Annotated in this window: 18 protein-coding genes; 14 read left to right on the plus strand and 4 right to left on the minus strand. The window is 59.5% G+C overall.

The window, feature by feature from the left end:
• The first annotated feature begins 6 nt into the window (after positions 1–6).
• From ACRZ95_RS11370 to ACRZ95_RS11405, 8 genes are all read left to right on the plus strand, one after another.
• Positions 7–618, plus strand: coding sequence for a DUF6931 family protein (locus ACRZ95_RS11370; RefSeq protein WP_170639707.1), 612 nt, complete (start codon positions 7–9; stop codon positions 616–618).
• A gap of 2 nt (positions 619–620) precedes the next feature.
• Entirely contained in the window at positions 621–926 is a 306-nt protein-coding gene (locus ACRZ95_RS11375) for a PAAR domain-containing protein (RefSeq protein ID WP_170378401.1), read from the plus strand.
• 10 nt (positions 927–936) lie between these two features.
• Positions 937–2,364 (plus strand): type VI secretion system-associated FHA domain protein TagH, encoded by a 1,428-nt coding sequence (gene tagH, locus ACRZ95_RS11380; RefSeq protein WP_170378399.1) that lies wholly within the window; start codon positions 937–939, stop codon positions 2,362–2,364.
• 39 nt (positions 2,365–2,403) lie between these two features.
• Positions 2,404–3,744, plus strand: coding sequence for a type VI secretion system baseplate subunit TssK (gene tssK, locus ACRZ95_RS11385; protein ID WP_170378397.1), 1,341 nt, complete (start codon positions 2,404–2,406; stop codon positions 3,742–3,744).
• Positions 3,745–3,842: 98 nt separating this feature from the next.
• The gene (gene icmH, locus ACRZ95_RS11390) at positions 3,843–5,279 is read left to right on the plus strand and encodes a type IVB secretion system protein IcmH/DotU (protein WP_170675841.1); all 1,437 of its coding nucleotides are present in this window, start codon (positions 3,843–3,845) and stop codon (positions 5,277–5,279) included.
• The gene (tssM, locus tag ACRZ95_RS11395; RefSeq protein ID WP_170675840.1) at positions 5,279–8,848 is read left to right on the plus strand and encodes a type VI secretion system membrane subunit TssM; all 3,570 of its coding nucleotides are present in this window, start codon (positions 5,279–5,281) and stop codon (positions 8,846–8,848) included. Before icmH ends, tssM begins: the two co-directional genes overlap by 1 nt.
• Complete coding sequence (tagF, locus tag ACRZ95_RS11400; RefSeq protein WP_170675839.1) at positions 8,848–9,534, plus strand: type VI secretion system-associated protein TagF; 687 nt, start codon at positions 8,848–8,850, stop codon at positions 9,532–9,534. The genes tssM and tagF overlap by 1 nt, the downstream gene beginning before the upstream one ends.
• The gene (locus tag ACRZ95_RS11405) at positions 9,531–10,253 is read left to right on the plus strand and encodes a protein phosphatase 2C domain-containing protein (RefSeq protein WP_170659069.1); all 723 of its coding nucleotides are present in this window, start codon (positions 9,531–9,533) and stop codon (positions 10,251–10,253) included. The genes tagF and ACRZ95_RS11405 overlap by 4 nt, the downstream gene beginning before the upstream one ends.
• A gap of 33 nt (positions 10,254–10,286) precedes the next feature.
• On the opposite strand, the gene ACRZ95_RS11410 is transcribed toward ACRZ95_RS11405, so the two are convergent.
• Positions 10,287–12,479, minus strand: a complete 2,193-nt coding sequence (locus ACRZ95_RS11410; protein WP_170675838.1) for a serine/threonine-protein kinase — start codon at positions 12,477–12,479, stop codon at positions 10,287–10,289.
• Positions 12,480–12,512: 33 nt separating this feature from the next.
• Positions 12,513–13,085 (minus strand): OmpA family protein, encoded by a 573-nt coding sequence (locus ACRZ95_RS11415; RefSeq protein WP_170549474.1) that lies wholly within the window; start codon positions 13,083–13,085, stop codon positions 12,513–12,515.
• A gap of 168 nt (positions 13,086–13,253) precedes the next feature.
• Here ACRZ95_RS11415 and ACRZ95_RS11420 point away from each other — a divergent pair, with 168 nt between their 5' ends.
• The 4 genes from ACRZ95_RS11420 (at position 13,254) to ACRZ95_RS11435 (ending at position 21,540) form a co-directional block, all read left to right on the plus strand.
• The gene (locus tag ACRZ95_RS11420) at positions 13,254–14,093 is read left to right on the plus strand and encodes a M15 family metallopeptidase (protein WP_480554959.1); all 840 of its coding nucleotides are present in this window, start codon (positions 13,254–13,256) and stop codon (positions 14,091–14,093) included.
• Positions 14,094–14,285: 192 nt separating this feature from the next.
• On the plus strand, positions 14,286–16,001 hold the full coding sequence (locus ACRZ95_RS11425; protein WP_170675836.1) for a ShlB/FhaC/HecB family hemolysin secretion/activation protein: 1,716 nt from the start codon (positions 14,286–14,288) through the stop codon (positions 15,999–16,001).
• Entirely contained in the window at positions 15,946–19,587 is a 3,642-nt protein-coding gene (locus ACRZ95_RS11430; protein WP_170675835.1) for a two-partner secretion domain-containing protein, read from the plus strand. The genes ACRZ95_RS11425 and ACRZ95_RS11430 overlap by 56 nt, the downstream gene beginning before the upstream one ends.
• A gap of 21 nt (positions 19,588–19,608) precedes the next feature.
• Complete coding sequence (locus tag ACRZ95_RS11435) at positions 19,609–21,540, plus strand: caspase family protein (RefSeq protein ID WP_170639697.1); 1,932 nt, start codon at positions 19,609–19,611, stop codon at positions 21,538–21,540.
• Positions 21,541–21,542: 2 nt separating this feature from the next.
• Here ACRZ95_RS11435 and ACRZ95_RS11440 read toward each other — a convergent pair whose 3' ends face one another.
• The gene (locus ACRZ95_RS11440) at positions 21,543–22,598 is read right to left on the minus strand and encodes an OmpA family protein (protein WP_170675834.1); all 1,056 of its coding nucleotides are present in this window, start codon (positions 22,596–22,598) and stop codon (positions 21,543–21,545) included.
• A 121-nt stretch (positions 22,599–22,719) separates the two neighbouring features.
• On the opposite strand from ACRZ95_RS11440, the gene ACRZ95_RS11445 reads away from it, so the two are divergent.
• Positions 22,720–24,225: a caspase family protein gene (locus tag ACRZ95_RS11445; RefSeq protein ID WP_170675833.1), complete on the plus strand. Its 1,506-nt coding sequence runs from the start codon at positions 22,720–22,722 to the stop codon at positions 24,223–24,225.
• A gap of 139 nt (positions 24,226–24,364) precedes the next feature.
• Entirely contained in the window at positions 24,365–25,444 is a 1,080-nt protein-coding gene (locus ACRZ95_RS11450; protein ID WP_170549495.1) for a helix-turn-helix domain-containing protein, read from the plus strand.
• Here the strand turns inward: ACRZ95_RS11450 and ACRZ95_RS11455 are convergent.
• The gene (locus ACRZ95_RS11455; protein WP_170675832.1) at positions 25,417–26,307 is read right to left on the minus strand and encodes a LysR family transcriptional regulator; all 891 of its coding nucleotides are present in this window, start codon (positions 26,305–26,307) and stop codon (positions 25,417–25,419) included. The two genes, ACRZ95_RS11450 and ACRZ95_RS11455, sit on opposite strands and share 28 nt — an antisense overlap.
• Position 26,308: the final 1 nt, after the last annotated feature.

A 26,308-nucleotide genomic window follows, 5' to 3' on the forward strand; every position in this document is an offset into this window, starting at 1 on the left:
AACGCGATGACAGACCGTTTTTCCGGAATGACCAAAACGCCCCAGATGCCTGCTGCGCGCATGTTGGCCGATGCCAACGCCCGTCTGAGCGTCAAGCTTGAGGCCCCGGCCAGTGCGCCCTTGGATGTGGTGTTGACTGAATTGGAAGAGAAAGGCGCAGTGATCGATATCCTACGCCTTCTGGGGGTGGCCTTGCCTGCCCGAGAGCGTGTGTGGTGGTCTTGTCTGGCCGCGCGCGACTATATCGGTGAGGCCCCGGACAACAATACACCCGCACTGGCGGCGTCCGAGGAATGGGTGTTTCGCCCTACGCCAGAAAACCGCGACAAGGCGGGCGCGACGATTGATCTCGCCGAACCAGATGATGAGACGGTAAATTGCGCCATGGGCGTGTTATACTCGGACGGAACCTTGGGTTCGGGTGAACTAGCCAATGTCCCGGCCCCTCTCGGCGCGGCCGAAGTTGTGGCCTTTGCGATGAATGTTGTTGCAATGGACAAACATGAAGAGGATTTTGATGCCTACGTGCAGTTGCTGATTGACCGTGGGGTCGATATTGCTCGGGGTGGAAATGGTAAGCTGGACCGCGAGAACGCCAGCGCTGAGAAAGAGGAGTAAGCATGGGATTCCCGCAAGCACGAATCTTGGACTTGCATGCGTGTACGCTGCCTGCTCCTCCGCCAGCCCCGCCACCGCCTGCTCCGGTGCCGATGCCGATCATGCCGCCCTGCTGTACGACGGTTCTGGTGGGAAAACTGCCCGCAGCGCGTCTGTCAGATATGGCGACGCCGGCGTTTCCGCACCCGATCATCAAGGGCTCGGCCACCGTTCTGATCGGCAAGCTACCTGCCGCCCGTGTGACGGATACCTGCGCTTGTGGTGGCCCGATCATCAAGGGCGAGCTTACCGTACTGGTCGGAGGATGAAGACAAACGAATGACGGTCACTTTGAAATTCCAATCCACCGGCGTGGTGCCGGGCGACGGGCGCCCGGTCTCGATGCAGGGGGGCTCTTTGACCGTAGGGCGTGGGCCAGCTAATGACTTGGTTCTGCCTGACCCTGAAAAGACGCTGAGCAAAAGCCACTTCGTGATTGAGGATCACAATGGAAACGTGGTGATTGTTGATCTGTCGACGAACGGAACTTTTCTGAACTACTCAAAAATCCCTCTGGGTCGGACACCGACGCCGCTCAATAATGGCGATGTGCTGGTCGCGGGTGGGTATGAGATGGTTGTTGAAATTGGGGCGGACCTGCCCAGTTTCGAAGACTCGATCCCGCAGCCTATGCAACAGGCGGGGGTGTCTCCGGGTCTGTCCCAGAACGCGCCAGATCCGATGGCGTTGCTGGACGATGCCGCTCCGGGCGGGGATTTTCTGGATGATCTTTTGGGCGGTGACGCCAAAGGGCCCGGGCAGATTTCCACGCCCGACCCGATGGATGAACTGCTGCCGCCCTTGGAGGATGACGATCCGTTCTTTGCAAAGCCCAAGGATGTGCATGCGGATATGGGCGCAAGCGATGCGATGCATAACCCATCGGCCAGCGACGCGTTTACCGCACCCTCTGCAGGCGGTTCGAACCTGATCCCTGATGACTGGGATGATGATCTGCTGTCGCCCTCGGGCGGCTCGAACTCGGACCCGTTTGCCGCGCCTGAACCGGCGCGTCCGGAACCCACCGCGCCGCCTCCGATCAAGCCAAAGCCGGGCGGCCAGGCCGATGTAGTTCCGCCCCCCGAACCGGTTGAGGCAGAGAAAACCGTTCCGACCGGCGGTGGCGATCAATCCGCTGCCCGTGCCTTGCTCGAGGCGTTGGAGGTCGACGATCTGCGCATCGACGACGCTGATCTGCCTGCCACGATGGGCCGCATGGGCCGTGTGTTGCGGGTGATGATCACCGGCTTGCGGGAAATCCTGATGACCCGCACCTCGATCAAGTCCGAGTTCCGCATCGAACAGACCATGATCAATGCGGGTGGAAACAACCCGTTGAAGTTCTCGATCAGCCCCGAACAGGCGATTGAGGCGTTGGTCAAACCGCGTGTCAAAGGCTACCTTGCCTCGGAAGAGGCGACCGAACAGGCGCTGAACGATATCAAGGCGCATGAGGTCGCGATGGTCACGGGCATGGAGGCCGCGCTCAAGGGCGTTCTGGCTCGGCTTGACCCCGAGGTGCTGGCAGGAAAAATTGAAGGTTCCGGCAAACTTGGGTCACTTTTTAAAGGTAAAAAGGCCCAATACTGGGAAGTGTACGAGAAGATGTATGCCGATATCTCGGATCAGGCAGAGAATGACTTTCACGATCTCTTCAGCCGGGAATTCGCACGCGCGTATAAAGAACAGCTGGAAAAGCTGAAGTAACGCCCCTTCGCGGGCGGTAAGAACAAGGGAGGGCAGCCATTGTCCTGGGACAGCAAGGTGCTTTGGACCGAAGGGTTGTTTCTGCAGCCCCATCACTTTCAGCAAGCGGATCGGTATACCGAGGCGCTGGTGGCCGGTCTCGCACGCCGGGTCACGCCTTATGCCTGGGGTGTCAGTGCGTTAGAGATCGATGATGAAGTGCTTAAGGTCGGTCAGTTTGCCTTGAAATCCTGCTCGGGCCTGACGCCGGATGGGCAAGTATTTCGCGTGCCGCAGGCCGAAGATCACCCGCCCGCTCTGGAAGTGCCCGAGACGATCAAGGACTGCGTTGTTTACCTGACGGTTCCCCAACGGCGGCAGGGTGCCTCAGAGGTGGATCTGAGCGGGGCCGAACAATCGGTCAGCCGTCTACGTCCGGCTGAGCAGGAAATCACCGATGTGATGAGCCAGCAGAAAAAGCCTGTCACTCTGGGCGTCGGCAAACTCCGCTTGCAGTTCGCGTTGGAAGTGGATGATTTGGCGGATAAATTGGCGATCCCGATTGCCAAGATCATCGAAGTGCGCCCGGACAAAGAGATTATTCTGGATCGCGGCTTCATCCCATCGGTGCTGGACGTACGCGCCGCTGCTGCACTGGCCGGGTTCATGAATGAACTTGAAGGGATGCTGTCGCACCGCATGCAGGCTTTGGCAGGGCGTCTTTCGGATGGCGGACCGGCAAAGGGGGCTGCCGAGATTTCGGACTTCCTGCTGCTGATGACGATCAACCGAAACCTGCCCTTGGTGCGCCATTTCGCCAATATCGAGAACGTGCATCCCGAACATGTCTACCGTGTCTGCGCTGCGCTCGCCGGTGAGCTGGCGACCTTCATGAGCACTGAGAAAGAGGCCGTGCAATTCCCGGCCTATCAGCATGACGACCTGACCGCCTCGTTTGCGCCAGTCATTCGGACCCTGCGACAGTATCTGAGTTCCGTGTTGGAGCAGACAGCGGTCTCAATCCCGCTGGAGGCGCGGAAATATGGCATCAGCGTGGGCGTGATTGCTGATCGCAAGCTGATCGGCAACGCCGGTTTCGTGCTGGCCGTGAATGCGGATATCCCGGCTGAGGACGTACGCCGTCATTTTGCCGGGCAAGCCAAAACCGGACCGGTTGAGGAAATCCGTCAGTTAGTGAACTCGGCGCTTCCCGGTATCACTTTGCGCCCGTTGCCGGTTGCCCCGCGGCAGATTCCATATCACTCCGGTGTCGTCTATTTCGAACTGGATGCCGCCAGCCCATACTGGGGCAAGATGACCACCTCGGGTGGGATCGCGGTTCACGTGTCAGGGCAATATCCGGGACTTGAGATGGAGCTGTGGGCGATCCGCAACCAATAAGAGTGAACGTGATCACTGGCGGCGCCAAAACAATTTGATAGGGCTTGATATGTGGGTCACACTCGTGACGCGGAAGCCTTAGGGGAACAGGTCAAAGAATGTCCGACAAAGATCCATTTGCCGAACCGGACGACACCGATAAGACGGTCATTCGCCCCAATCCCGGTGGGCGACGACAGGCGGGTGGAATGCCGCAACAGCCGGCTCCGCAGCAACCGGCCGGATATCCCGATCCGATGCAGGTGCCACAGCCCGAGCCCATGGCACAACCGGCGCCGGGCGGTGCAGGATACGGGGTGCCTCAACCCCAGACGCCCCAATCCCGGCCTGCGTCCGGTGGGGAAGAGGTCGCGACTACCGGTATGAACCGGCTGAACGCCTGCGCTGCATCGCTGTTTTCGTTGATCAGCCGCATTCGCAATCGCGCGCAGCATATGGATCCGGACAAGCTGCGCCAAAGCGTTGTGGCCGAGGTGCGCGCGTTTGAAAATGCCGCTTTGCAAGCAGGCATTGCGGCGCAGACCGTCAAGATCGCACGCTATGCTTTGTGCGCGACTTTGGACGACGTTGTTTTGAATACACCGTGGGGTGGCCAATCCAGTTGGGCGACCCAGTCGCTGGTGGGCACCTTCCACCGAGAGACCGTCGGTGGTGATCGCTTCTATGACCTGCTGGCGCGTCTTGAACAGGACCCGGCCAACAATATTGAGCTGCTTGAATTCGTCTACATGTGCCTTTCGCTTGGGTTCGAGGGGCGTTTGCGCGTCGAACAGGGCGGCGCGGACAAGCATATGCAGATCCGTCAGGGTCTGGCGCGGATCATTCGCGCACAGCGTAGTGACGTGGAACGGGACCTCGCCCCGCATTGGGAAGGGGTCGACAAACCCTACCGCGCCCTCAGCCTTTGGAAGCCAGTCTGGATCGCTGTTGGCGTGACCGCGTTGCTTTTGCTGATCGAGTTTGGCGGATTGTCTTACCTGCTGTCCAACAAGACAGAAAACCTTGTGGGGCAGATGTCGGTGATTGATGCTGGCCGTGTGACGGAGTTGCAGCGCCGCGCGCCACCGCCTCCTCCGCCACCGCCGCAAGCCCAGCCGCAGGTCGAAAAGGTCGTGGCTTTCCTGCAGCCCGAGATCGACGAAGGGTTGGTTGAGGTCTTTGAGAAGGGCAACACGCTGATTATCCGGATCAAGGGATCGGGCATGTTCGGGTCGGGTTCGGATCATCTGCAGGACAAATTCAAGGAGCCGGTGCGCCGTGTGGCTGTTGCGTTGGACGGCGAACCCGGAGGGGTCATCGTGACCGGGCACTCAGACAATGTGCCGATCCGCTCATCGCGCTTTCCGTCCAACCTCGCTCTGTCTCTGGCACGGGCCAAATCGGTGATGAACCAGATGGCGGGTGAGATTTCCGATCCCGACCGCCTAAGTGCCGAAGGCCGCGCCGATAGCGAACCGATTGCCGACAACTCGACCCGCGAAGGCCGGGCCACGAACCGCCGGATCGAAGTCCTGCTGGTTCAGGAGGAGAACTGATGATCCGCCGCGTTTTAAGATATGTTTTCATGTCGATCTACACCGTGCTGTTCTTCACGGCGACGGTACTGGCTGGGTGTCTGTACTATTTCGGCCCGTGGATCGGCTCGGATGAGTGGCGTCCGCTGGACGGGGTCGGGACGCGCCTGATCTGGTGCGGGGTGATCTATCTGGTCTTCTTCCTGATCGGCCTGACCATTTTTCTGTTGCGCCGACGTCGCGAAAAGAAGCTGACGGAGGAGATCACTGAATCCGTCGCCGATGGCGGCGACATGATCGATAGCGAGATTTCCGAGCTTCGCGGCAAACTGAAAACCGCGATGGCGGCTTTGCGCAAGTCAAAGAACGGGCGGCGCCATCTGAATGAGCTGCCCTGGTACGTCATGATCGGCCCTCCGGGGGCTGGCAAAACGACGGCGATTGTGAACTCGGGCCTGAACTTCCCCTTGGCCGATGAGCTGGGCAAGACCGCGATTGGCGGTGTCGGCGGTACGCGGAACTGTGACTGGTGGTTCACCGAGAATGCCGTTCTGATCGACACGGCCGGGCGTTACACGACGCAGGAAAGCGATGCCGAGGTCGACAATGCGGCTTGGATCGGGTTCCTAAACCTGCTCAAGAAATACCGCAAAAGGCAGCCGATCAATGGCGCGATGATTGCGATATCGCTGTCTGACCTGTCTCTGCAGGACGAGGTCACGCAGAAGGAACACGCAAAGGCCGTCCGCCGCAGGCTGGAAGAGCTGCGTGAAAAATTGGGCGTGCGGTTCCCAGTTTATATCCTGTTCACCAAAGCCGACCTGATCGCAGGTTTTGCCGAATTCCACGACAATCTGGGCAAAGAAGAACGCGAACAGGTTTGGGGCTTTACTCTACCATTAGACAAGTCGCGCAGCGAGCAATCTCCGGTCGCGGCTTTTGATGAGGAATTCGCCCTGCTTCTGGGTCGCCTGAACTCTCAGTCCTTGGAGCGTATGCAGACCGAGACGGACCCGCAGCGCCGGGCTCTGATTGCCGGGTTCCCGATGCAGGTCGCCTCGGTGCGCAAGGTGGCGCATGAGTTCCTGACCGAGGTGTTTCAGGACAGCCGCTATCAGCACCGCCACATGCTGCGCGGGGTTTATTTTACGTCGGGTACGCAAGAAGGCACACCAATTGACCGCCTTATGCTGGGCATGGCGCGGACCTTTGGGATTGGCCGTCAGGCCATTGGCTCAGGGCAGGGGTCGGGTCGCTCCTATTTCCTGACGCGCCTGTTCGATCAGGTGATCTTCCGCGAGGCTGGTCTGGTTAGCGCGGATGACAAGGTGGAAAAGCGCTACAAGATCACCAAATGGGCCTCGATTGCGGCGACTGTCATTGCAGCCGTCACAGTCGGAGCCTTGCTGGTGCGCAGCTACATGGGCAACACTGATCTGATCGCCGAGGCGCAGGAGGGTGTATCCGCCTATCAGGCCGCCGCCGCGACTTTGCCGCCCAGCCCCGTGGGAGACACCGATCTGGTTCCGGTCGTGCAAGCGTTGAACACGTTGCGCGACCTGCCGGCCAATCCGACGCTATCGGATCCTGAGCCTGAAACACGTCTGACTTACGGTCTCTATCAGGGCGACGTGATCGGCACACAGGCGGCACAAACCTACCGCGCCGCGTTGAACCAACGTCTGTTGCCGCGTCTTCTTCTGCGTCTGGAAGAGCAGATGAGCGCCAACATCAACAACCCCGATGTGCTCTATGAAGCGCTGAAGGTTTATCTGATGCTGGGTCTGCAAGGGCCGATGAACCAGGATTTGGTCAAGGAATGGATGAACATTGATTGGAGCGTGTCCTTCCCCGGTCCATCGCGTGAGGAATTCCGCGCGGATCTGAACGATCACCTGGACGCCATGCTGAGCCAACCGATGCAAGAGATCGCGCTGAATGGGCCGATGGTGGATCAGATTCAGGGTATTCTGTCGGAACTCCCGCTGGCGCAGCGTGTCTATAACGGTATCGTCTCCAGCCCCGCGGCCACAGCGCTGCCGGAGTGGCGGATCACCGAAGTAGGTGGCCCCGCTGTCGGGCGCGTTCTAGTGCGGTCTTCCGGGAAACCTTTGAACGACGGGATCGAGGGCATTTTTACCTACAATGGCTTCAATAACGTTTTCCTTGGAGAGGCGATCGGTGTCGCCAAACGCGTTCAAAAGGAAAGCTGGGTTCTGGGCCCACGAGGTGAGGCTGAACAGACGGAGCAGGCTCTTGCCGCCCTCAGCCGCGATGTTCTGGACTTGTATTACAACGACTACATCGCGCGCTATGACGCCATGCTGGGCGATATCGACATCGTACCGATGGAAAGCCTCAGCCACGCAGTTGAGGTCACTAATGTGCTGTCAGGCCCGACCTCGCCTATCGTGAATGTCCTGAATTCGATCTCGGATGAGACGAAACTGACCGAAAACCGGTCAATTCTCTCGGGCAATGATGCGATCAGCGAAGGTGTTTCCGGGGCCGCCGCGATTGAGTTGCAGTCGGCTACCTCAGCCCAAACGCAGATCCTGTTGGAAGCCTTGGCCAAAACCAGTGGTGTCAATGCAGGCGAACCCGTGCAAGCGCCAGGGCAGTATGTCGAGGATCGCTTCGATTGGTTGCATCAGCTGGTTGAACGGCAAGAGGGGCAGCCTTCGCAGCTGGACATGCTGATGGGGTCGCTGACAAGCGTATATCAGGAGCTGAACAAAATGTCGTTCAGCGGTGTCTCTGGTGGTGAAACCGGGCAGGCTCTGCAGCAGTTCCAGCAAGAGGCCGCCCGTATTCCCGGCCCGATGGAACGCTGGGCCCTGCAGATCATCGACGGTTCGTCCGGGATCACCTCGGATAGCACCCGCTCGTCCATCAACGCGCGGTGGCAATCAACGGTTTTGCCGTTCTGCGAGCAGGTCGTCGGGGATCGCTATCCGTTCAACCGCCGCTCGGGTGCGGATGTTGCGATGGGTGACTTTGGCAAGTTGTTCGGTCCGCAAGGTCTGATCGACTCGTTCTTCAACGAAAACCTCGCCAAACATGTGGATATGCGCACGCGACCATGGTCGTGGAAGTCCGGGGTCAATGCGACCGATCTGGGCATCAGTCAGGCGGTTCTGACCCAGTTTCAAAATGCCGCCGAGATCAAGGAGGCATTCTTTGCGGCAGGCCCGCAGCCGCAAATCCAGTTCCAAATTATGCCCGAGGCATTGGATCCAAAGGCCAAAGGCGTCAAGCTTGAGATTGATGGCCAAGTGCTGGAGTTCAAACATCGCGGTGGGCTGCCCTCACCCCTCGCCGTGACATGGCCGGGCTCGGTTGGGCTGGCGCGCGTCAGCTTTGAGCCGGAAAAGCGCAATATCGAAAGCGTTCTGTCCAAGGACGGCCCCTGGGCCTGGTTCCGCCTGCTGGACGCGGCCGAGGTAAGGCGCACCAATGTGTCTGACCGCAAGAAGGTGATCTTCAATGTCGGTGGTCGCATCGCAATCTTCCAGTTGCAGTCGGGTTCGGTCATCAACCCGTTCGCTTTGCCGGCGCTGCAGAAATTCAGCTGTCCCAAGTCGTTCTGATGCAAACAGGCGGGTTTGGTGCATTCGGCAAGATGCCCTCGGTCGGAGATTTCTTCCGCCTCGGGGTATCACACGCGTTTGTACAGCCGTGGGATGAGTGGATACAGCGCAGCATGTTGGCTGCGTCAGAAGCTTTGGGTGAGGCATGGGATTCCCACTACATGTCTGCTCCGATCTGGCGGTTTTGCCTGTCTCCGGGGCTGGCTGGCCCGCAAAAGATGCTGGGGGTTCTGATGCCTTCGGTGGATCGGGTCGGACGTCGGTTTCCTTTGACCTTGGTTGCCGGGGTCTCGAACGAAGGGTCTGCTGCGTTGGCGCATTTCCGGGCAGCTGAGGTCTACCGACAACTTGAAGATCTGGCGCTTGCCGCGCTCGAAGATGACATGACCCGCGACAAACTGGCCGAGGGTTTGGCCGCTTTGCCAGCCCCAACGCAGCAACCGACTGCGCCTGTGCGCGCACATGGTAACACGATGGTGCTGACCCGCGGGGAAGTCTCCGACAGCTTGTTGCCTGATCTGGCGGCGGGCTTGATGTCGCAAAGATATCGCACCCCAAGCGTTTGGAGCACTGAAATCGGCGGCGTCCCCCGAATGATGATCTGCGAAGGTTTACCGGATGGGGCAAACATGCAAGGCTTGTTCAACTTACACGCCGCATTGTGGACCGAGGCACGACCAATATGAATTCAAGTCACCGCGTTCGGTACAGTGCACGCAGCCATGTGGGCCTAAGGCGTAAGGTCAACGAAGACGCGGTGCTAGCGCTGCCCGAGGAAAGCCTCTGGTTGGTGGCTGATGGGATGGGCGGGCATGACGCGGGAGACTATGCCAGCCGATTGGTCGCGGATATGGTTGCCGCAATCCCGCCCGGTTTGGCCCCAGCAGATAGGTTGACCGCATTGCGGGACGCAATCCAGCGCGCCCATGCCGTGATCCGACAAGAGGCAGATGCCCGAGGTGGCGGCACGATTGGTACGACGGTTGCGTGCATGATGCTGGCCAATGGGCACTTTGTCGGGCTTTGGGCTGGGGATAGCCGTATTTATCTGCTGCGTGAGGGCAAGATCCAGATGCTTAGCACCGATCACTCGGTCGTGGCGGATCTGGTTCTGGCCGGTCAGATGAGCTGGGACGAGGCAGAGCAGCACCCTCAATCCAATGCGATCACACGGGCCGTGGGCGTTGGGGATGTTCTTGAACTGGACAAGGTCCGTGGCGAAGTTCAGCCCGGCGATCGTTTTCTGATCTGCTCAGACGGCCTTAGTAAATACGCGACGTTCCCGATGTTGGAGAAAGCGCTGTCGGATATGCCGATCGAGACCGTCTCGGATCAGTTGATACAGGTCGCGCTGGATGGAGGCGGGGCCGACAACATAACCGTGATTGTTGTCGACATCCTTTAAATTCACATTTGGACGCAGGAACGCCGCCGGAGCCTATTGCTCCAGCGTGGTCAGAATGCGGCTGTCCAGAGACAGAATTTGCGTTTCAACATTGCGGTCCTGCTCGCGCAGAGCCTCGGCATAACCTGCAGCGGATTCCGCCGTTGGGCGTATGGTGCTAAACAACTGGTTGTCAGTGTGCAGAACGATTACCTTGCTTTTCCCAAGCGCGGTGTCATCGACCTGAAAGGCGATGCCGCCATTGTCTTGGCTTTCATCAATCGAATAGGCCACGCGGACGGAAATCGGTCCGGACTCTCCGTCGCGTATAGAGGCGATATCGTTGTCTTGGCGGGTGACATTGGGCAGCAAGTGGAACACATTGCCTGACACATCCAGGACCGAGACGGACAAATACCCATCCTGAACATCATCGGGCAGGTCGACATCGATGACCGGGTTTTGCCCGACAATGAAGTCTCCGGTCGGATTGGGCGCGTTGCCTTGCTCTCCGTTGAAGAACGCAATCGAGATATCGCTGGTAGGTGCCGAGGGCAGGAAGTTCTCGATCAGGCACAGGGTAGGGTTCAGCAGCGTGACCTGTTCAAGATCGATAGGGCGTGAACCAGCGAGGGCCGTCAGCGCGGTGTCCAAACCGACCAAACTGTCCCTTGAGGCCAGCGTTCCGCCAACCTTGATCGGTGTTTCGGGGCCGTAGCCCGTGCTGGGTGCGTCGATCAGTTTCAACGCGCCGCAATCGGCCAGACCGGACAAGATGGGTCGGACCTCATCTGCGGACAGGAACAGCGACTCCAACTCGATATCTGCGGTGCCTTGTAGCCCGGCGGGCAGACCGGCGGAGTAGAGTTGCTCTAGCTCGGCATGCAGGGCCTGATCGGTGGTTTGTCCGGTCAGCCGGGCCTCATTGCCTTCGACCACGAAACGCCACTCATCCAGATCCATGGCGGCGTCGATGACGCCGGTCACGGCTGTCCCCCAGGTGTCGGAAATGTCGCCTGAGGCCAATGTGAGATCAACGTCGCCCCCTTCGGATGTGATCTCGCCCGTCATGGCATCCCGCACGGTCTCGGACGGTACAAAGCCTACGGCACGAGGGGCCTGACCGGGGCGTTTATCAGCCACCAGAGTATAAGGCGATACGGTCGGATATTGCGGTGCAAGGAAGCTGTCAAACAGACCGCCGAAATATCCACCTGCGCCAATGCCAACGACCGCAAGCACGCCAACTGCGGCAACTACGCCTCCGCGCGAGGATTTGGCAGGCTCAGATTTAGCAGGGGTGGCCTTGGGTTTCGGGTCGGGTTTCGTAACCGGGGCGGAAGATGGCGCAGCAGCTGGGGCCGCGCGCGGGGCGATCACGGTCGCATCGTCCAGATCGTCTTGAGGCGCAGCCGATCCGTTCCGGGCCGCCGCAAGTGCGCGCAGGACATCTCCGGCGCTCTGGTACCGATCATCCGGGTTCGGAGCCGTCATTTTGTCGAGGATCGACTTCAGCGGTTCCGGTACGTCCTGAGTATTCAGCGGCTCTTTCTTGTTTTCGACCACTTCCAGCAGGTTGCGCCCGGCATCGGCTTTTTGCCCCCGGAAATTGGCCAGCAGCAAGGCGCCCAGAGAATAGATATCGGTACGCTGGTCGGTTTTGCCGGAAAGCTGCTCGGGCGCGGCATAGGCGTATTTCCCGGCAAACTCACCGCCCACAATGGTTTCGGCACCCGGGTTTGTATCCTTGGCGATGCCGAAATCAATAATCACGGCCTGCGCCGGATCGCCATCGCGCAGGATGATATTGTCGGGGCTCAGATCGCGGTGAACGATGTTGCGGGCATGGGCGGCTTCAAGCCCCTCGCAGACCCGTTTACACACAGTCAGCACATCGCTTGCCGACATGGGGCCAGCCTTGAGTTTCTGGTCCAGACCCGGCCCGTCGACATAGTCCATCACCAGATAGACATGCCCGTCGGCGGTTCGGTTGTTTTCAGAATAGCGGACAACCGCGTCGTGGCGGATGTCGCGGATTTCTTCCTCGCGGGTCAGCAGGACCAGATAGTCATCATTGCTGGAAAACTCGGCCTTCAGAACCTTCAAAGCGGCAAGCCGCCCCGAAATCTCGGAGCGGGCTCGATAGACGTCAGAAGTACCGCCCCGCCCAAGTATCGCTTCGATCCGATAGGTATTGTTCACCAGATCGCCCGGCTGAAACAGGTCGCCTGCGCGGGAGTCCGTCATGCTGTCCTCGGTTTAGTTAGAGTGGTGGTGTAATCAGCCGAGGGCCTGGAATTCAACGCGACGGTTTTCGTCGGCGCGCGGATTGTCCTTGTTCAGAGGTTCGGCTTCGCCCACGCCCAGTACCTCAAGCCGCTGTTCCGAGATGCCGCAATCGCCGACGAGGAAGCGCTTGACCTCTTTGGCGCGCAGCAGCGACAGGTTCTGGTTGTATTCAGCCGAGCCTGCACTGTCGGTATGGCCGATGATCTGGAAAACGTTCACATCCACGTTCTTCATCGCCTGACAAAGCGACGAAAGCTTGGGCTTTTCATCCTCACGCAGCGCGGCAGAGGCGAAATCGAAACGGATCTGGATATTGACCTGATCCTCGCTTGCGACCGGCTGGTATTCCGTCGGTGCAGCGGCGACGGTGGTTTCAGCTTCGGCCTCAGCCGTTTCGCCGGAATTCGACGGCACGATGACAAGGCCGCGCGTCTTTTGCTTGTTGAACGCGTCGGTGATTTCGTCTGCCGTCAACTCGCCTGACTGCGCCAAAGCGAACTGAGCGGTACACAGGACGGCAAATGCCGAGGCCCCGATGAACTTCCATGATGCAAATGCGGACATAACCCTAACCTTTCCGTGTTTGAGGGGAAGACTAGCCCCCCACCCGACGACCGACAATGAAGAATGTCACACAAGCGCTGGACATTTTTAGGTCAATAGCGTGACATCATGCGCCCAGCCTTTTAAGTTCATCTCATAAGGTGGCAGAATACAGGAAACATCAGGCAAATGCGCATCGTTCCAGCGATCATTCTGGGAGTGGCCATCATACTGGCTCCGATCATCTGGTACGTCTTTCCTTTGGTCGTCCCACTTGACGAGAATTTCGAAGGTCCCGCCATCGATTCAGGCGCCCGGATCGAGATCGAGATGCTCAGCCAACAGCTGGATGATATGCGCGAACAGGTTGAACGACTTTCGCTTGAGGTGTCGCGCACCCAAAATGGTGCCGGGATCGTGCCGCAAGACAATTCGGTGGCGGATGACTATGGGTTTGACCGCTCGTCGCCTAATGAGATCATTGACGCTTATGCGCAGGTCGTCCTGATCGCCAACCGCAACAAGGTGAACCGGGAGTTGGACTTGGCCGGATCGTCCTTCTTGCGCGAAACATTCGGCCTGCCGCGCGAGGATCTGACAGATGAATGTCAGTCGATGACCAATCCACGGCTTGAGGAACTATTGGTGCTGGAAGAGGTCGGGCCGGTTCGGGTGCGGATGTTGAAACCTGCGGTTGATTCACTGCGGGCTGTATTCGAGAACATTCAACGCACCGACCCCGACCTTTATGCGCGTATCAATACGGCTGGGTCGTTGTGTGTGCGCCGTATTCGCGGGGCGACGTCTTCGGCTTCGGCCCATGCTTACGGTCTTGCGGTCGACCTGAATATCGATGGTGTTCTGGATACGCTGGGCGACGGAAAAACACAGTTGGGTCTGACTATTCTGGCCGATTTCTTCCGCGAGGAAGGCTGGGTCTGGGGTGCCGCCTGGGGCCGTGAGGACTCCATGCATTTCGAGGTCAGCCGCAATAAGATCGAAGAGTGGCTCGAGGCCGGGATGCTCTGACCGCGCCTTTCTTGCGCTTTGTGAAGTCCGTCACAGACGCAATAGGGTGCAAAGTAAATAAAGCGTTATCTATTCCAAAGGGGGCTGCGGAATGTTGAGAACGACCTTGCCATGGTCCCTTCGATGGGATTTCCTCGATACGTTTCTGGCTCATTGGTTTGGGCCGGTACGGGTGAAGGGTGTTTTTCTGACATGACGCGGATTTGTCGTTTTCTGGTTTTGGCTTCCTGCGTCGTGATCGCGACGACTGTGTTTTCTACGGTGGCGCAGGCGCAAAGCGCGTCGAACCTTGCGCCGTCCACCTTTCAACCTCAAAACCAACGCAGCACCGGACCTGTGACCGTAGCGCGCGATCCGGGCGCGCCGGTGCCCGAAGGCGCAGACAGGCTGTTTGTGACCGTTGGTCAGGTGCGGATCGAAGATGGTCTGCCCCAGATGGAGGCGGCAAATGCGGCCTTCATTGAGCGCCTGACCGGCAAGCGCGTGGCCGTGTCCGAGATTTTTGCCGCCACAAACCGATTGGAAAGCGCCTATACCAATGAGGGTTTTGTTCTCAGCCGAGTGGTCCTGCCGCAGCAGACCCTGCGCGATGGGGGCACACTACGCATCGTTGTGATTGACGGGTTCATCGAACGCATTGACGCCGAAAAAGTGCCTCAGCAAGCGCGTGAGCGGGTGGTGATGATCACCAAACCTCTGATCGGCAAACGGGGCGTCAAGCTGCAACAGATTGAACGCGCGCTTTTGCTGGCCGGGGATACGTTTGGCGTGCGGCTGGCCTCGACCCTGTCGGCGGGCGATGCGCGGGGCGGCACCGTTCTGACGCTGGATGGTGAGTTCAAAGAGATCACCGGCTCTTACGGGTTCGACAATACACTGTCGGATGAGCTTGGGCCGGGGAACCTGAACCTCGGGCTTGAGGTCAACGGCGCGCTGGAGATGGGAGAGACCTTCTACTTCCGCGTCGGCGGTGCGCCCAAACGGTTCTTCTCAAGCGATGCGCAATATAGGATTGCGGCGGCAGGGGCGGTCTTTCCGATCGGCTATGACGGGATGACGTTCAACGCCGAATACACCCTGAGCGAAGCGCAGCCGGACGCAGAGCTGGTGCCAAATACCAGCAAATTCGAACGCTTTTCCCTGCGGCTTTACTATCCTTGGGTGCGCACGCGAAGCTACAACCTGTCGTCGCAACTGATCCTGGACCGGATCAGCGACTCGCAGGATCTGATTGCAAGCTCTGGCTCGCTGCCGATCTATGACGATGACCTGAGTGTGCTGAGGGCCACGCTGGACGCAAGCTGGACCTATGACAACGGCGCGTTTCTGTCTGCGGGGGCCGTTCTGTCGCGCGGGTTGGACGCATTCGGAGCCAGCTCCGCGGTCGGGGCGGGGGATACGCCCTTGTCACGGCAAGGCGCCAGCGCGCAATTCACCAAGCTTGTACTGTCCGCGCAGTATCAGCGCCCGTTGAACGCCAATTGGTCCGTGAACTTGAATGGCCGGATTCAATCGAGCTTTGGCGATCCGCTGGTCACGTCGGAACAGTTCAGTATCGCCAGCTCCAGCGAGTTATCGACCTTCGACGCGGGCGACCTGCGCGGAGATGACGGCTGGGTCGCCCGGGCCGAGCTTGGCCGGTCACAACAGACGCAAGTGGCCGGCTTTCCAATCCTTTTCAAACCCTATGTTTTTGGGGCTTACGGCGTGTTAGGTTTAGAACAACCCACTGTTCTGGAACAAGGCACAACCCGGGCATATGCCTACGGTCTGGGCTTTGATGTGTTTACGATTGAGGACTCGACCTATCGGTCCGGGTCAGTACGAGTGGAATATGGGAGGGGGGAACGTGATGACCTCGGGGAAGATGGAAACCGGTTTAGCATCACTGCCAGCCGCCGCTTCTGACGGTAGCGCAGCCATGACAGTCTCACGCCGCATTTTGCTGTCGGCCTCGGCCGTGCTATGGGGCACGACCGCACTAGCGCAATCCCTGCCGACCGGAGGAACGGTGGCTGCGGGTGATGTTGCGATCAGCCAACCCAGCGCCAATCAGTTGAACATCACGCAGGGGTCGAATGCGGCCATCGTGAATTGGAACGGATTTTCGATTGGCTCCGGCTCGACCGTGAATATCAATCAACCAGGCGCGCAAAGCGTGATCCTGAACCGGGTTACCGGGAATACAACCAGTCAGATCCACGGTCAGCTGAACGCCAACGGGCAGGTGCATCTGGTCAACCCGAACGGCATTTTCATCGGCCCGAATGGCCATGTGAACACTGGGGGCTTTGTGGCCTCGACCCTGAACATCTCGGACGATGATTTTCTGAACGGCCGCTATCACTACAACGGCAACGGGGCCTCAGCCGGGGTCGAGAATGCGGGTAGGATTCAGGTTGTTCCAGGCGGTTACGCAGCCTTGATCGGCGGCAAAGTGTCGAACTCGGGTGTGATCCGGGTGCCAATGGGCAAGGTGGGACTTGGCGCGGGTGAGCAAGTGACGCTGGACGTATCCGGCGACGGTTTTCTGCAGGTCGCCGTGCCTTCAAACAGTGATGACGCCGCGATGGAGGCTTTGGTCACCAATTCGGGCCGCATCGAGGCGGATGGCGGTGTCGTTCACCTCAAGGCCGCCAGCGCCCGCGATGCAGCGCGCCGGGTCGTGAACATGTCTGGCGTGATCGAGGCACGCTCGGTCGGTGGCGTGTCCGGAGCAGTTGTTCTGGGCGGCAGCGGCGGCGCCGTACAGGTGTCGGGCCGCATTGATACCTCGGCGCGAGTAACTCTGGTCGAGGCCTCTCCGCGCCCGGTGGCCCGCGATCAGAACAGTGGGTCGATCACGATTATCGGTGAAGCCATCGAACTGGCCGGTGCGGCCCTGAGCGCAGACGGTGCAGGCGCTGGAAATGGCGGAGAGATCCGCGTCGGCGGTGACCTGCAAGGCGGCGGCGATCTGCAGCGGGCCAGCACTACGCTGGTCGACAGCGCAACGGTAATCAGCGCCAATGGCGGAGATCAGGGCGATGGTGGTCTGATCATCATCTGGTCGGATGACTACACATCGTTCTCGGGCTTCAACTCGGCCCGCGGCGGCGATTTGGCCGGGGATGGTGGTTTTGTCGAAGTGTCCGGCAAGCTGGCCCTGAATTACGATGGCCTGACTGATACGCGGGCACCGTTTGGTGCATATGGCACGCTGCTGCTGGACCCCACGAATATCACGGTGTCTGACACGGCAACCGGTCCGGGTTCGGTCACGCCGGGTACAATTGAAACGAACCTTGGCTTCGGCAACGTCACTCTGACGACCGCCGGAAGTGGCACTCTGCAACCGGATGGAGACCCTATCGACCTTGGTGGCGATGACTCACAGGTCGGCACGATCACCGTCGACGATCCGATCACGTGGGGCAACGGCTCTAGGCTAACGCTGCTTGCCAATGATTCGATCACAATCAACGCTGCGATCACCGCGACAAGCGGCGAGTTGGAACTGAACGCCGCCACAACGATTGGTACCGGCGCAGGTGGTACAATCGACGTCGATACCTTTACGCTTACGAATGGCGCCTGGTCACAGGTAAGTTCCACGCTCCCGAGTTTCTCGACGGGAACGCTTGATATTGCGTCCGGCGCAACATTCACCCGTGCGCTCGGTGGCACTGGCGCCGCCGGGTCTCCATACCTCCTGACGGATGTTTTTGGCCTTCAAGGTATTTCGGACGGCAACAACTACGCCCTGGCCAATTCTATCAGTGCCGCGCCACTCAGTTCTTTCGATCCAATCGACTATGCGGGTGGTACACTTGAAGGCAACGGCTTTTCGATAAACGGCCTCACCATTTCGACCAGTTCGTTCGGTGGCCTGTTCAACAATCTTGATGGCAATGTTCAAAACCTGCGCATCAACGGGGCCAGCGTTTCCTCTGGGGGCGGTGGTATCTTGGCGGGAACAAATGGCGGCACGATTTCCGGCGTTTCGGTATCCGGTAGCTTTAGCAGTAGTGACGAACAGGCCGGTGGTCTTGTTGGTTTCAACGATGGCACAATCATAGACAGTTTCTCGACAGCCAGTGTGACCGTGGCCACGACCGAGGCCAACTTGGTTGTCGCGGGCGGTTTGGTCGGCGAAAACAACGGAACAATAACTCGGTCTCACGCTACAGGAACCGTCAGTGGTTCTACGGCTGGTGATTTTTCCGTTGGTGGTCTGGTGGGTGACAACAACGGCCTTGTTCAGGATTCCTATGCAACCGGAAGTGTCTCGGGCACCAACCAGAGTTCAGCGCCCGGAGACTCGGCGACGCTCGGAGGCCTCGTAGGCTTCAACAATGGCGGCACAGTTGCCCGAAGCTATTCGACGGGCGGTGCGAGTTTTTCAGGCCCTAATACACCCACACTTGGTGGGTTAGTCGGTTCAAACTCTGGATCTGTTTCAGGTTCCTTCTGGAACACCGATTCCTCCGGTCTGGCCACCAGCGCCGGGGGCACAGCACTCACCACCGCACAACTTCAGGATACGGTTGGGTTCTTTAACCTTGCGTCGGCTCAAGGTTGGGACTTTACCAATACGTGGGCGCCTGGAGCGAGCGGGTCAGAAGGCGGGACAAACCCACTGCACTACACGACCTCTCCGGTCCTGTTCGTTGTACCTGACACGCTTCTCATCCCCGAAGGTGAGGCTGAAACGACGACAGGCACGGGTACAATTTCTGGTGGCCCCTCTGTCTTTAGGTTCGGGCCGTCGGGTGACTCGCTGGACACGTCCCCGATCTTTGAGACTTTGACGTTTGCCAGCACCGAAAACGGAACCACGACTTATACCGTGGATACAAGCTCACTCCTGAGTATCTCAGAGGTGTTCTATACCGTTTCCGCGCTGCCTGGCACGGCAATCATCGGGAACACGGTCATTCCGACCCCGCCGACCCCAACTATTGAGATTACCCCGACCGTGGATACGACCATCACCGGCGGCGGAGGTGGCGGCGGTGGTACTACGACCACAACGACAACCGAAGCAGAAGCGGCGCTTGGTACGGTCGAGAATGCGTCGCAGGACTTTGACGAGGTGATCTCTTCCTGTGCGGAACAGGGCAACAATGTTAGCGCCTATCTGGCCTGTATCGCCGACGCGATGGACGAATACGCCTCGGACCTCGATTCGATCGTACAGGGTTTGCCGCCGGGTCTGGAATCAGTTGGCGATATCATCCGTGGCGCAAGCGCGGGTATTCGCGCGGCGGGCGAGGATGCGAACCGTCGTCTGGCACTTGCCACCACCGCTGAGGAGCGGGAGACGATCCGCCGCGAGGCCGTGCAGGAAGCGCGCCGTCAGATCCGTCAGGCACAGCGCGAAATCCGCAAGGCGATCACATTGATACGAGCAACCGACCCTGAGCTTGTCAGCATCCAGAACCAGCAGGTAGATACAATCGTGGCTGCTGTTGGTCAGGCCGAAATCGGCCTGTCGCGCGCCATCGGTCTGTAACCCAACGGAGGCTCTGCGCCCATGTTCCTGATCCGTCTTTGCGCGGCCATGCTATTGACCCTGTTCAGCGCCCTCGCGGCGCTGGCAGACAAACGTGTGGCGCTGATCATCGGGAACTCGGATTATCAGACCGTCGGGGCGCTCGACAATCCGATCAACGATGCCTCGGATCTGGCCATCGCGCTTGAGGGGCTGGGGTTCGACGTGTTTCTCGGCACCGATCTGACTCGGGATGAGATGCTGTCTCTGGCTGAATCCTATGGCGCGACGGCTGCGGATTCTGATGTCTCGCTGCTGTTTTATGCAGGCCACGGCTTTCAGGTGGATGGGCGCAATTATCTGGTTCCGGTCGATGCCAACCTGACCAGTGCTGCGGATATTCCGGAGCAGACAGTTGCAATGGAGGAGTTCGTCTCACGGATGGAACGGTCCGACGGCATCCGGCTGGTGTTTCTGGACGCCTGCCGTGACAACCCGTTCGAAGATGGTGTGTTGAGCGTTGACGAAGGGCTGGCCCGTGTCGGCAGCGCAGCGGATTTTCTGTTCGCCTACGCCACGCAGCCCGACAACGTGGCCTTCGATGGCACCGGGCGGAACAGCTTTTTCACTGAAGCACTCCTGAGCCATATTTACACGCCGGGACAGGATATCTCGGACCTGCTGATCTCGGTCCGCAAGGATGTTCTGGCTGCGACTGGTGGGCGGCAGATCCCGTGGGATAACTCCTCGTTGACGCGGCAATTCCGGTTCGACAACAGCCCAGTGACAGCATCAGAAGAGACCTTGCTGTGGCAGGTGGCGGCCAATGCGCAGGATGCCTCTCTGATGCAGCTCTATATTGACCGCTACCCACAGGGCGCGCATGCCACTGAGGTTTTTGCGTTTCTGGATGAGGCCGGGCAGGGCGGCACCCAGACCCGTGCGCTGAGCGTCGAAGACCAGGACGAACAGGCCGAGCGTCTTTGGAAACTGGCTCAACGCAGCCGGATGCGGCCTCTGCTGGAGTTCTACCTAGAGCAATACCCCGACGGCAGCCACGCCGCGCAGGCGCAGCGGCTGATCGCATCAATCCCAAGGCCCGAGGACAGCACGCCGGGCGGCATTTGTGAGCGGCTTGCGACCCATCCCCGTGACCGGACGGCCAGCATCACGGGCGTTCCGTTCAGCCGGTTGCAGGAAAACGCGCTGACGGCAATCCAGGCGTGCAGCGCGGCGGCAGCCCAGTCACCGGAGTTGTCGCACTACGTGGCGCTTCTTGCGCGGGCGACGATCGCTGCGGGGGATGTGGAGCGTGCCGTGACCCTCTACAAACAGGCTGCTGCCGAAGGGGATTTGCGGGCGATGGTGTCCTTGGCGCAACTGCACGAAAGCGGCACCGGCGTCCCTCAGGACATGGGCACAGCGCTGGATCTGTACGAGCGCGCGGCGGCAGGGGGCAGCGCGGATGCCATGATCAACCTCGCCGTTACCCTGTTTGAAGGCCAGATCGTTCCCAAAGACGATGCGCGCGCCGTCGCGCTCTTGCAGCAAGCCGCTGAAGGTGGGTCGGCCAAGGCGACCTTCAATCTTGGCGTGCTGGCGCAAGATGGTGCCGCTGGCGAGCCCGAGCAAGCATTGGGCTACTTCCAGAAAGCTGCGCGTGATGGCGAATATCAGGGCTATCTGGCGGCAGCGATCCTTCTGGACGAAGGGCGCGGCGTGCCTCGTGATCCGTTGGAAGCGGCGCGGATGCTTCTGCGCGGAGCTGCTGAGGATAACGGAGCGATCCTTGATCAGCTGTCCCTCGCCTCAGACCAATGGTCGCGCGATACCCTGATGGAGGTTCAACGGCTGCTGCAAAAGGCGGGCTATTACAACAGTACGATCGACGGCGTGCCGGGGCCGAATTTCATTTCGGCCCTGCGGCAATGGCGCAGCGGTGGGTTCGACCCGATCATTCTGGCCGAGAACTGAGTCTAGTTTACCGGCACAAACTCAATCCGCCGATTGCGACGCTTGCCGTCTGCGGTGTCATTCGACACAACCGGGCGGCTTTCGCCATAACCAACCGTCAGCAGACGTTCCGGCGCGATCCCCTGATCGACCAGATAGGTGTTGACCGCCTGCGCACGCCGTTCGCTGAGAACGCGGTTAGCCTCATCCGAGCCATCGCTGTCCGTGTGTCCGCCGATCTCGATCTTGAGGTCCGGGCAACGGTCGACAATGTCATGCAGATTGCTCAGCAGCGGAATCGAGTCATTGGTCAGCCGCGCACTGCCCGAGTTGAAGTAGATATTGCCTGTGCGCGACAGGATCTCCATCCGACCTTCGCAGGCCTCACGATCCAGATCACCCTTGGTTTCCAGCGCAGCAGCCCCTGGTGTAGCCGAGGCGACCTCAAGCTGAGGCGGTGTGCCGGGTTGGGCACGGTCGAATACGAACCCGAAGCTGACAAAGCCGAAGGGCAGAATATCAACACCGGCGGCCTCTTCGAGCTTGCCGCGCCCTTCCTCAAGGTTGAAGTCGGGCAGGGCAATCGCAATCGGTGTCGTGTTGGCCACAGCTACGCGGTCATTGTCGACCAAAGTGATGGCCACCTGCGCCACGCTGTCTTTTTTCACCCCATGCAGGGACAAGCTATAGGGTAGGTCGATGATCTTGTGCCGGGTCTGGTGAAGATCGACCAGCTGCTCGGGCGGCAATTGGGCGGTGATCACCGCTTCGGGAAAGTTGAAGGTTTCAAAAAACAGAAACCGCATGCGAACGTTGCGCAGGTCAATCTTGGTATCAACACTGTCCATCTGAACCCGGATATCGGCGCCACCCTCGGGGCTGATCACGCCCGTCAGGGTTGCAAAGCCGCTATTTTCGGCAATCGCGTTCTTTTTGACCGAAAGAAACTGCAGTTCCGAGGATTCTGCGTCCAGTTTCCAGCCATGTTCGAAGGGATCGGCGCTTTGACCCCACGCCGTGTTTGCACATACCAGTGCTGTCATCGCAAAAGTATTTCGCACCAAGTTTAAACGCGGCATGTGTGAACCTCTTCCTAGTCTTGATACTATAATTGGGATATTTCAGGCCACGGCCATAAGAAAGCCAAAAAACAATATCAGAGTACTTCCGGGCTGAGTGGTGCCCAAGGGGTCACGGACCATGAGACCAGAAAAAGGCAAAGAACCAAAGGTGCAACGCGTACTTAGAACCCTTTTTGCGATGATCGCAATACTCTGGACCGGTTCGGCTTGGGCCGAGCCGCGAATCGCGCTGGTGGTTGGAAATTCCGACTATGGTTCGGTCTCGGCCCTGGACAATCCGATCAATGATGCGCGGCTGATGGCGGAGAAGCTGGCCGCGCTCGGGTTCGAGGTGCGGCATCTGTCCGACAGCACTCAGATCGAAATGAAGCGCGCCATTGCCCAGTTCGGGCGTGACCTGCGCAAGGGCGGCGAAACCGCCGTTGGCCTGTTTTACTATGCGGGTCACGGGGTGCAGTCTTTCGGTTCAAACTACTTGTTGCCTGTAGATGTTTCGCTGTCCGATCCGGCCGATCTGGATCTGATGGCGGTTGAGGCGCGTTCGGTCCTGCATCAGATGGCCTCGGCCAACAACAAAACGAATATCGTCATTCTGGACGCCTGCCGGAACAACCCGTTCGAGGATCTGGCAGATATGGATGACAACGGTCTGGCTGAGATGAAAGCCCCGACTGGTACTTTTCTCGCCTATGCCACCGACCCCGGCGGTGTTGCGCTGGATGGCGAAACCGGCAACAGCCCGTTCACGCTGAGCCTTGCGCAGCATATCGACACGCCTGGCATGGCGATTGAGCAATTGTTCAAGAAGGTGCGCGTTGATGTTCTCAGCGAAACGCGGGGGCTGCAAACGCCTTGGGATACCTCGTCCTTGACGCAGGATTTCGCCTTTGCACGCGCGAATGAAACCCTGATCGCGAAACCTGAGCAAACCGAAGAAGAACAGTGGCAGGAAGCCGTGAACAGCCGTGACCCGGTGAAGATCATGCTGTTTCAGCGGGCCTATCCAGACAGTACTCATGCATCGCAGGCCAATGATCTGCTGCAGACGATTTTGGCCGAGTCTTTCGGCACTCTGCCCGCGCCCACGCCATCGCAAGAGGCCCCGGAAGCGACCGAGACGGACCGTCTGATGTATGAACTGGCGCAGGTGGACGATTCGATCCATTCCTACGAAGTCTATCTGCACAGCTTTCCCAGCGGCGCATTTGCCGACCAGGCGGTCGAACGTCTGGCGGCCCTGCAGTTGGAAAGCGAGACCGTGACTCGCAAAGCAGAACCCAATGTCGAGGCGCCCGAGGCGCAGAATTCGGGCAGCATCGACGCCGGAGCAGCGGTCACCATGAAATCTATCCTGACGTTCGGCAATACCCATGTCCGGGGCAAATCGATCGAGGAACTGGTAGCGGGTTCACCTCAGTTCCCGCCGATTGATGGGCTGCCGGATGAGTTGTGGAAAGACCAGAACTGTTCGAGTTGCCACCAGTGGACGCATGAGGCCCTGTGCGATCAGGCTCAGACCTATGTCAAACGCCCAGCGGCAGGCAACGTGGCCAAGCAGCATCCGTTTGGCGGTGGTTTGAAGGTCAACCTGCGCCGGTGGGCGATGGGCGGTTGTCAGGGATAAGTCTACCCTAAAGTCTAGATCAGCGATCGGGCGTGGTAGCGCGGCCTTTTGGGCGGACTTTCCAATAGATGTCGGGAAAGCTGGTCATCCAAATGGAAAACCCCTTGTGAGTGGTCGGAAATAGCCGAACAATACGGGAATGAAGCCTAAACCTGTCACATCCGAACCTGATGATGAGGCCGAAGACCTCGGGCCGCGCAGCATCTATGATGGTGACCCCGAGGATGAGGATGATCTGTGGTTTCTCCCCCCCGAGGATGACTCGCCACAGGATGATTTCCTGACCCCTGGCCCTCGGGCAGATCAGCGGCAATTGTTCGATCCCAGAGAGTGGCAGGCCGCGCAATCCGGGTTGTCGTATGAGCTTGCGGATTTGGCGGTGACCTTTGGCGCGCTGGATGAGCGACTGCGGGCGGGGCCGGAAGGGTGGACCCATCGTCTGGCCTTGATGGATGTATCCGATCTGGGCTGGTGGACCGGTGACCGGATCAGTGTCGAACGTTTAGCGCTTTGGACGAGTCTGCGGATCGGCGCGACCGGTGATGATGTGCAGTCCCTGTATCGGGCAGGTTGGGCGGTGCGCCGCCTGTCATCAGGTGCGGCCCCTTCCCATGATGGCTGGGAGGCCGGGCTGACCGCCTTTCTGGACCGGATGGCGCAAGGGATCGAAGAGGTGCCGGAGGCCATTGCAGACCTGTCGGACGTGATGCGCAGCGTCGAGGCGCTGCACCCCGTCACGCAGGCCGCAATCGCCTTTCATGCATGGCGGGCCGTGTCCCAAGGACCCGGTCAGGATACGGAAGCAGCTGTCATAGCAGCGCGTCATGCGGCCTCGATGGGGCGGGGCGGAGCGCTATTCATGCCGCTGGCCCTCTCCGGTCCGGGCGCGCTGCGTGGTGTTGGGTCGCCCGAGGAAAAACTGGCCGCCTGGATTGCCGGAGCCGGTCAGGCGGCCCTCGCAGCCTTATTGCATCTGGACCGTATCAACGCGTGGGAGGCACGGGCGAAGGAGGCAACAGCGGACCTCAGCGGTCGCACGCCGCCATTGCTGATTGACGCGCTGCGGGCTTGGCCCATGGTATCTGCCCCTCTTGCCGAAGAACTGACCCAGGCCTCGCGCGCTGCAGTACAACGCAACATTGACCGTTTCACCCGCCGTGGTTTGGTCCGCGAAGTCACGGGGCAGGGACGCTACCGCGTTTGGACGGCAGCGCTGTAGTCCAGCAGCCAGTCGCGAAACAGGCGGGCCGGCCGGCGCAAGTCTGTACGAGAGGGATAGATCAGGTGATAGGCCTCTTGCCCGCTGACCTGTAGGTCGGGCAGGCAGGACACGAGTCCTGAGCCCTCCATGATACGGTCGGATGCGGGCGCGCGGGCCAGTGCGATCCCAAGCCCGCAGGCGGACAGCTCGGCCGCCATGATCGAGTTGTCAGCAAAGAAGAACCGGGTCTGTCCAGTCGGCAAACGCAGCGCTTCGAACCAATAGAGCCAGCTGGCACGATGGGTCGATACTTCGATCAGGGTGAATTGCTGTAGGTCCTGCGGGGTACGGATCTGTGCAGCAATCTCAGGCGGGGCGACGGGAAACAGAACCTCGTGCAGCAGTTCATCTCCTTCAGTGCCAAACAGCGCGGGATTGCCAAACACGATCTGTAGATCTGTGAACTGATTGGTGAAATCCGAATTCGCATTGCCGGTGGTCAGCGAAAGATTGATCTGAGGTTGCGCGGTCTGAAACGTGGGCAGGCCTTTGGCCAAGATACCATGGGCAAACAACAAAACCGACTGAACGTATAGCCTCTGTTCCCGCGTCTCACCGAACAACCCGGTAGTGGCCGTTTCCAGCATCAGCAGGGATTGCTGAACTGAGGGCAGATAGGCTCGCCCCGCTTCCGTCAACGTTACAGCATGGGCATGGCGATGAAACAGCGGCGTGCCCAGCCGGGTCTCAAGCGCCTTGACCTGTTGGCTGACGGCGGCTGGCGACATGTTCAGCTGCGATGCGGCGCGGGAAAAGCTCTCCGTGCGGGCGGCTGCTTCGAACACGCGTAGCCAGTTGAGGGATGGGATGCGGGGCAACATG

Source organism: Ruegeria sp. AI3, assembly GCF_056541245.1.

Bases quoted from the DNA above. Each gene is read 5' to 3' on its own strand.
- ACRZ95_RS11370 (WP_170639707.1), top strand. From the start codon at position 7: ATGACAGACCGTTTTTCCGGAATGACCAAAACGCCCCAGATGCCTGCT.
- ACRZ95_RS11375 (WP_170378401.1), top strand. From the start codon at position 621: ATGGGATTCCCGCAAGCACGAATCTTGGACTTGCATGCGTGTACGCTG.
- tagH (WP_170378399.1), top strand. From the start codon at position 937: ATGACGGTCACTTTGAAATTCCAATCCACCGGCGTGGTGCCGGGCGAC.
- icmH (WP_170675841.1), top strand. From the start codon at position 3,843: ATGTCCGACAAAGATCCATTTGCCGAACCGGACGACACCGATAAGACG.
- tssM (WP_170675840.1), top strand. From the start codon at position 5,279: ATGATCCGCCGCGTTTTAAGATATGTTTTCATGTCGATCTACACCGTG.
- tagF (WP_170675839.1), top strand. From the start codon at position 8,848: ATGCAAACAGGCGGGTTTGGTGCATTCGGCAAGATGCCCTCGGTCGGA.
- ACRZ95_RS11405 (WP_170659069.1), top strand. From the start codon at position 9,531: ATGAATTCAAGTCACCGCGTTCGGTACAGTGCACGCAGCCATGTGGGC.
- ACRZ95_RS11410 (WP_170675838.1), bottom strand. From the start codon at position 12,479: ATGACGGACTCCCGCGCAGGCGACCTGTTTCAGCCGGGCGATCTGGTG.
- ACRZ95_RS11415 (WP_170549474.1), bottom strand. From the start codon at position 13,085: ATGTCCGCATTTGCATCATGGAAGTTCATCGGGGCCTCGGCATTTGCC.
- ACRZ95_RS11420 (WP_480554959.1), top strand. From the start codon at position 13,254: ATGCGCATCGTTCCAGCGATCATTCTGGGAGTGGCCATCATACTGGCT.
- ACRZ95_RS11425 (WP_170675836.1), top strand. From the start codon at position 14,286: ATGACGCGGATTTGTCGTTTTCTGGTTTTGGCTTCCTGCGTCGTGATC.
- ACRZ95_RS11430 (WP_170675835.1), top strand. From the start codon at position 15,946: ATGACCTCGGGGAAGATGGAAACCGGTTTAGCATCACTGCCAGCCGCC.
- ACRZ95_RS11435 (WP_170639697.1), top strand. From the start codon at position 19,609: ATGTTCCTGATCCGTCTTTGCGCGGCCATGCTATTGACCCTGTTCAGC.
- ACRZ95_RS11440 (WP_170675834.1), bottom strand. From the start codon at position 22,598: ATGCCGCGTTTAAACTTGGTGCGAAATACTTTTGCGATGACAGCACTG.
- ACRZ95_RS11445 (WP_170675833.1), top strand. From the start codon at position 22,720: ATGAGACCAGAAAAAGGCAAAGAACCAAAGGTGCAACGCGTACTTAGA.
- ACRZ95_RS11450 (WP_170549495.1), top strand. From the start codon at position 24,365: ATGAAGCCTAAACCTGTCACATCCGAACCTGATGATGAGGCCGAAGAC.
- ACRZ95_RS11455 (WP_170675832.1), bottom strand. From the start codon at position 26,307: ATGTTGCCCCGCATCCCATCCCTCAACTGGCTACGCGTGTTCGAAGCA.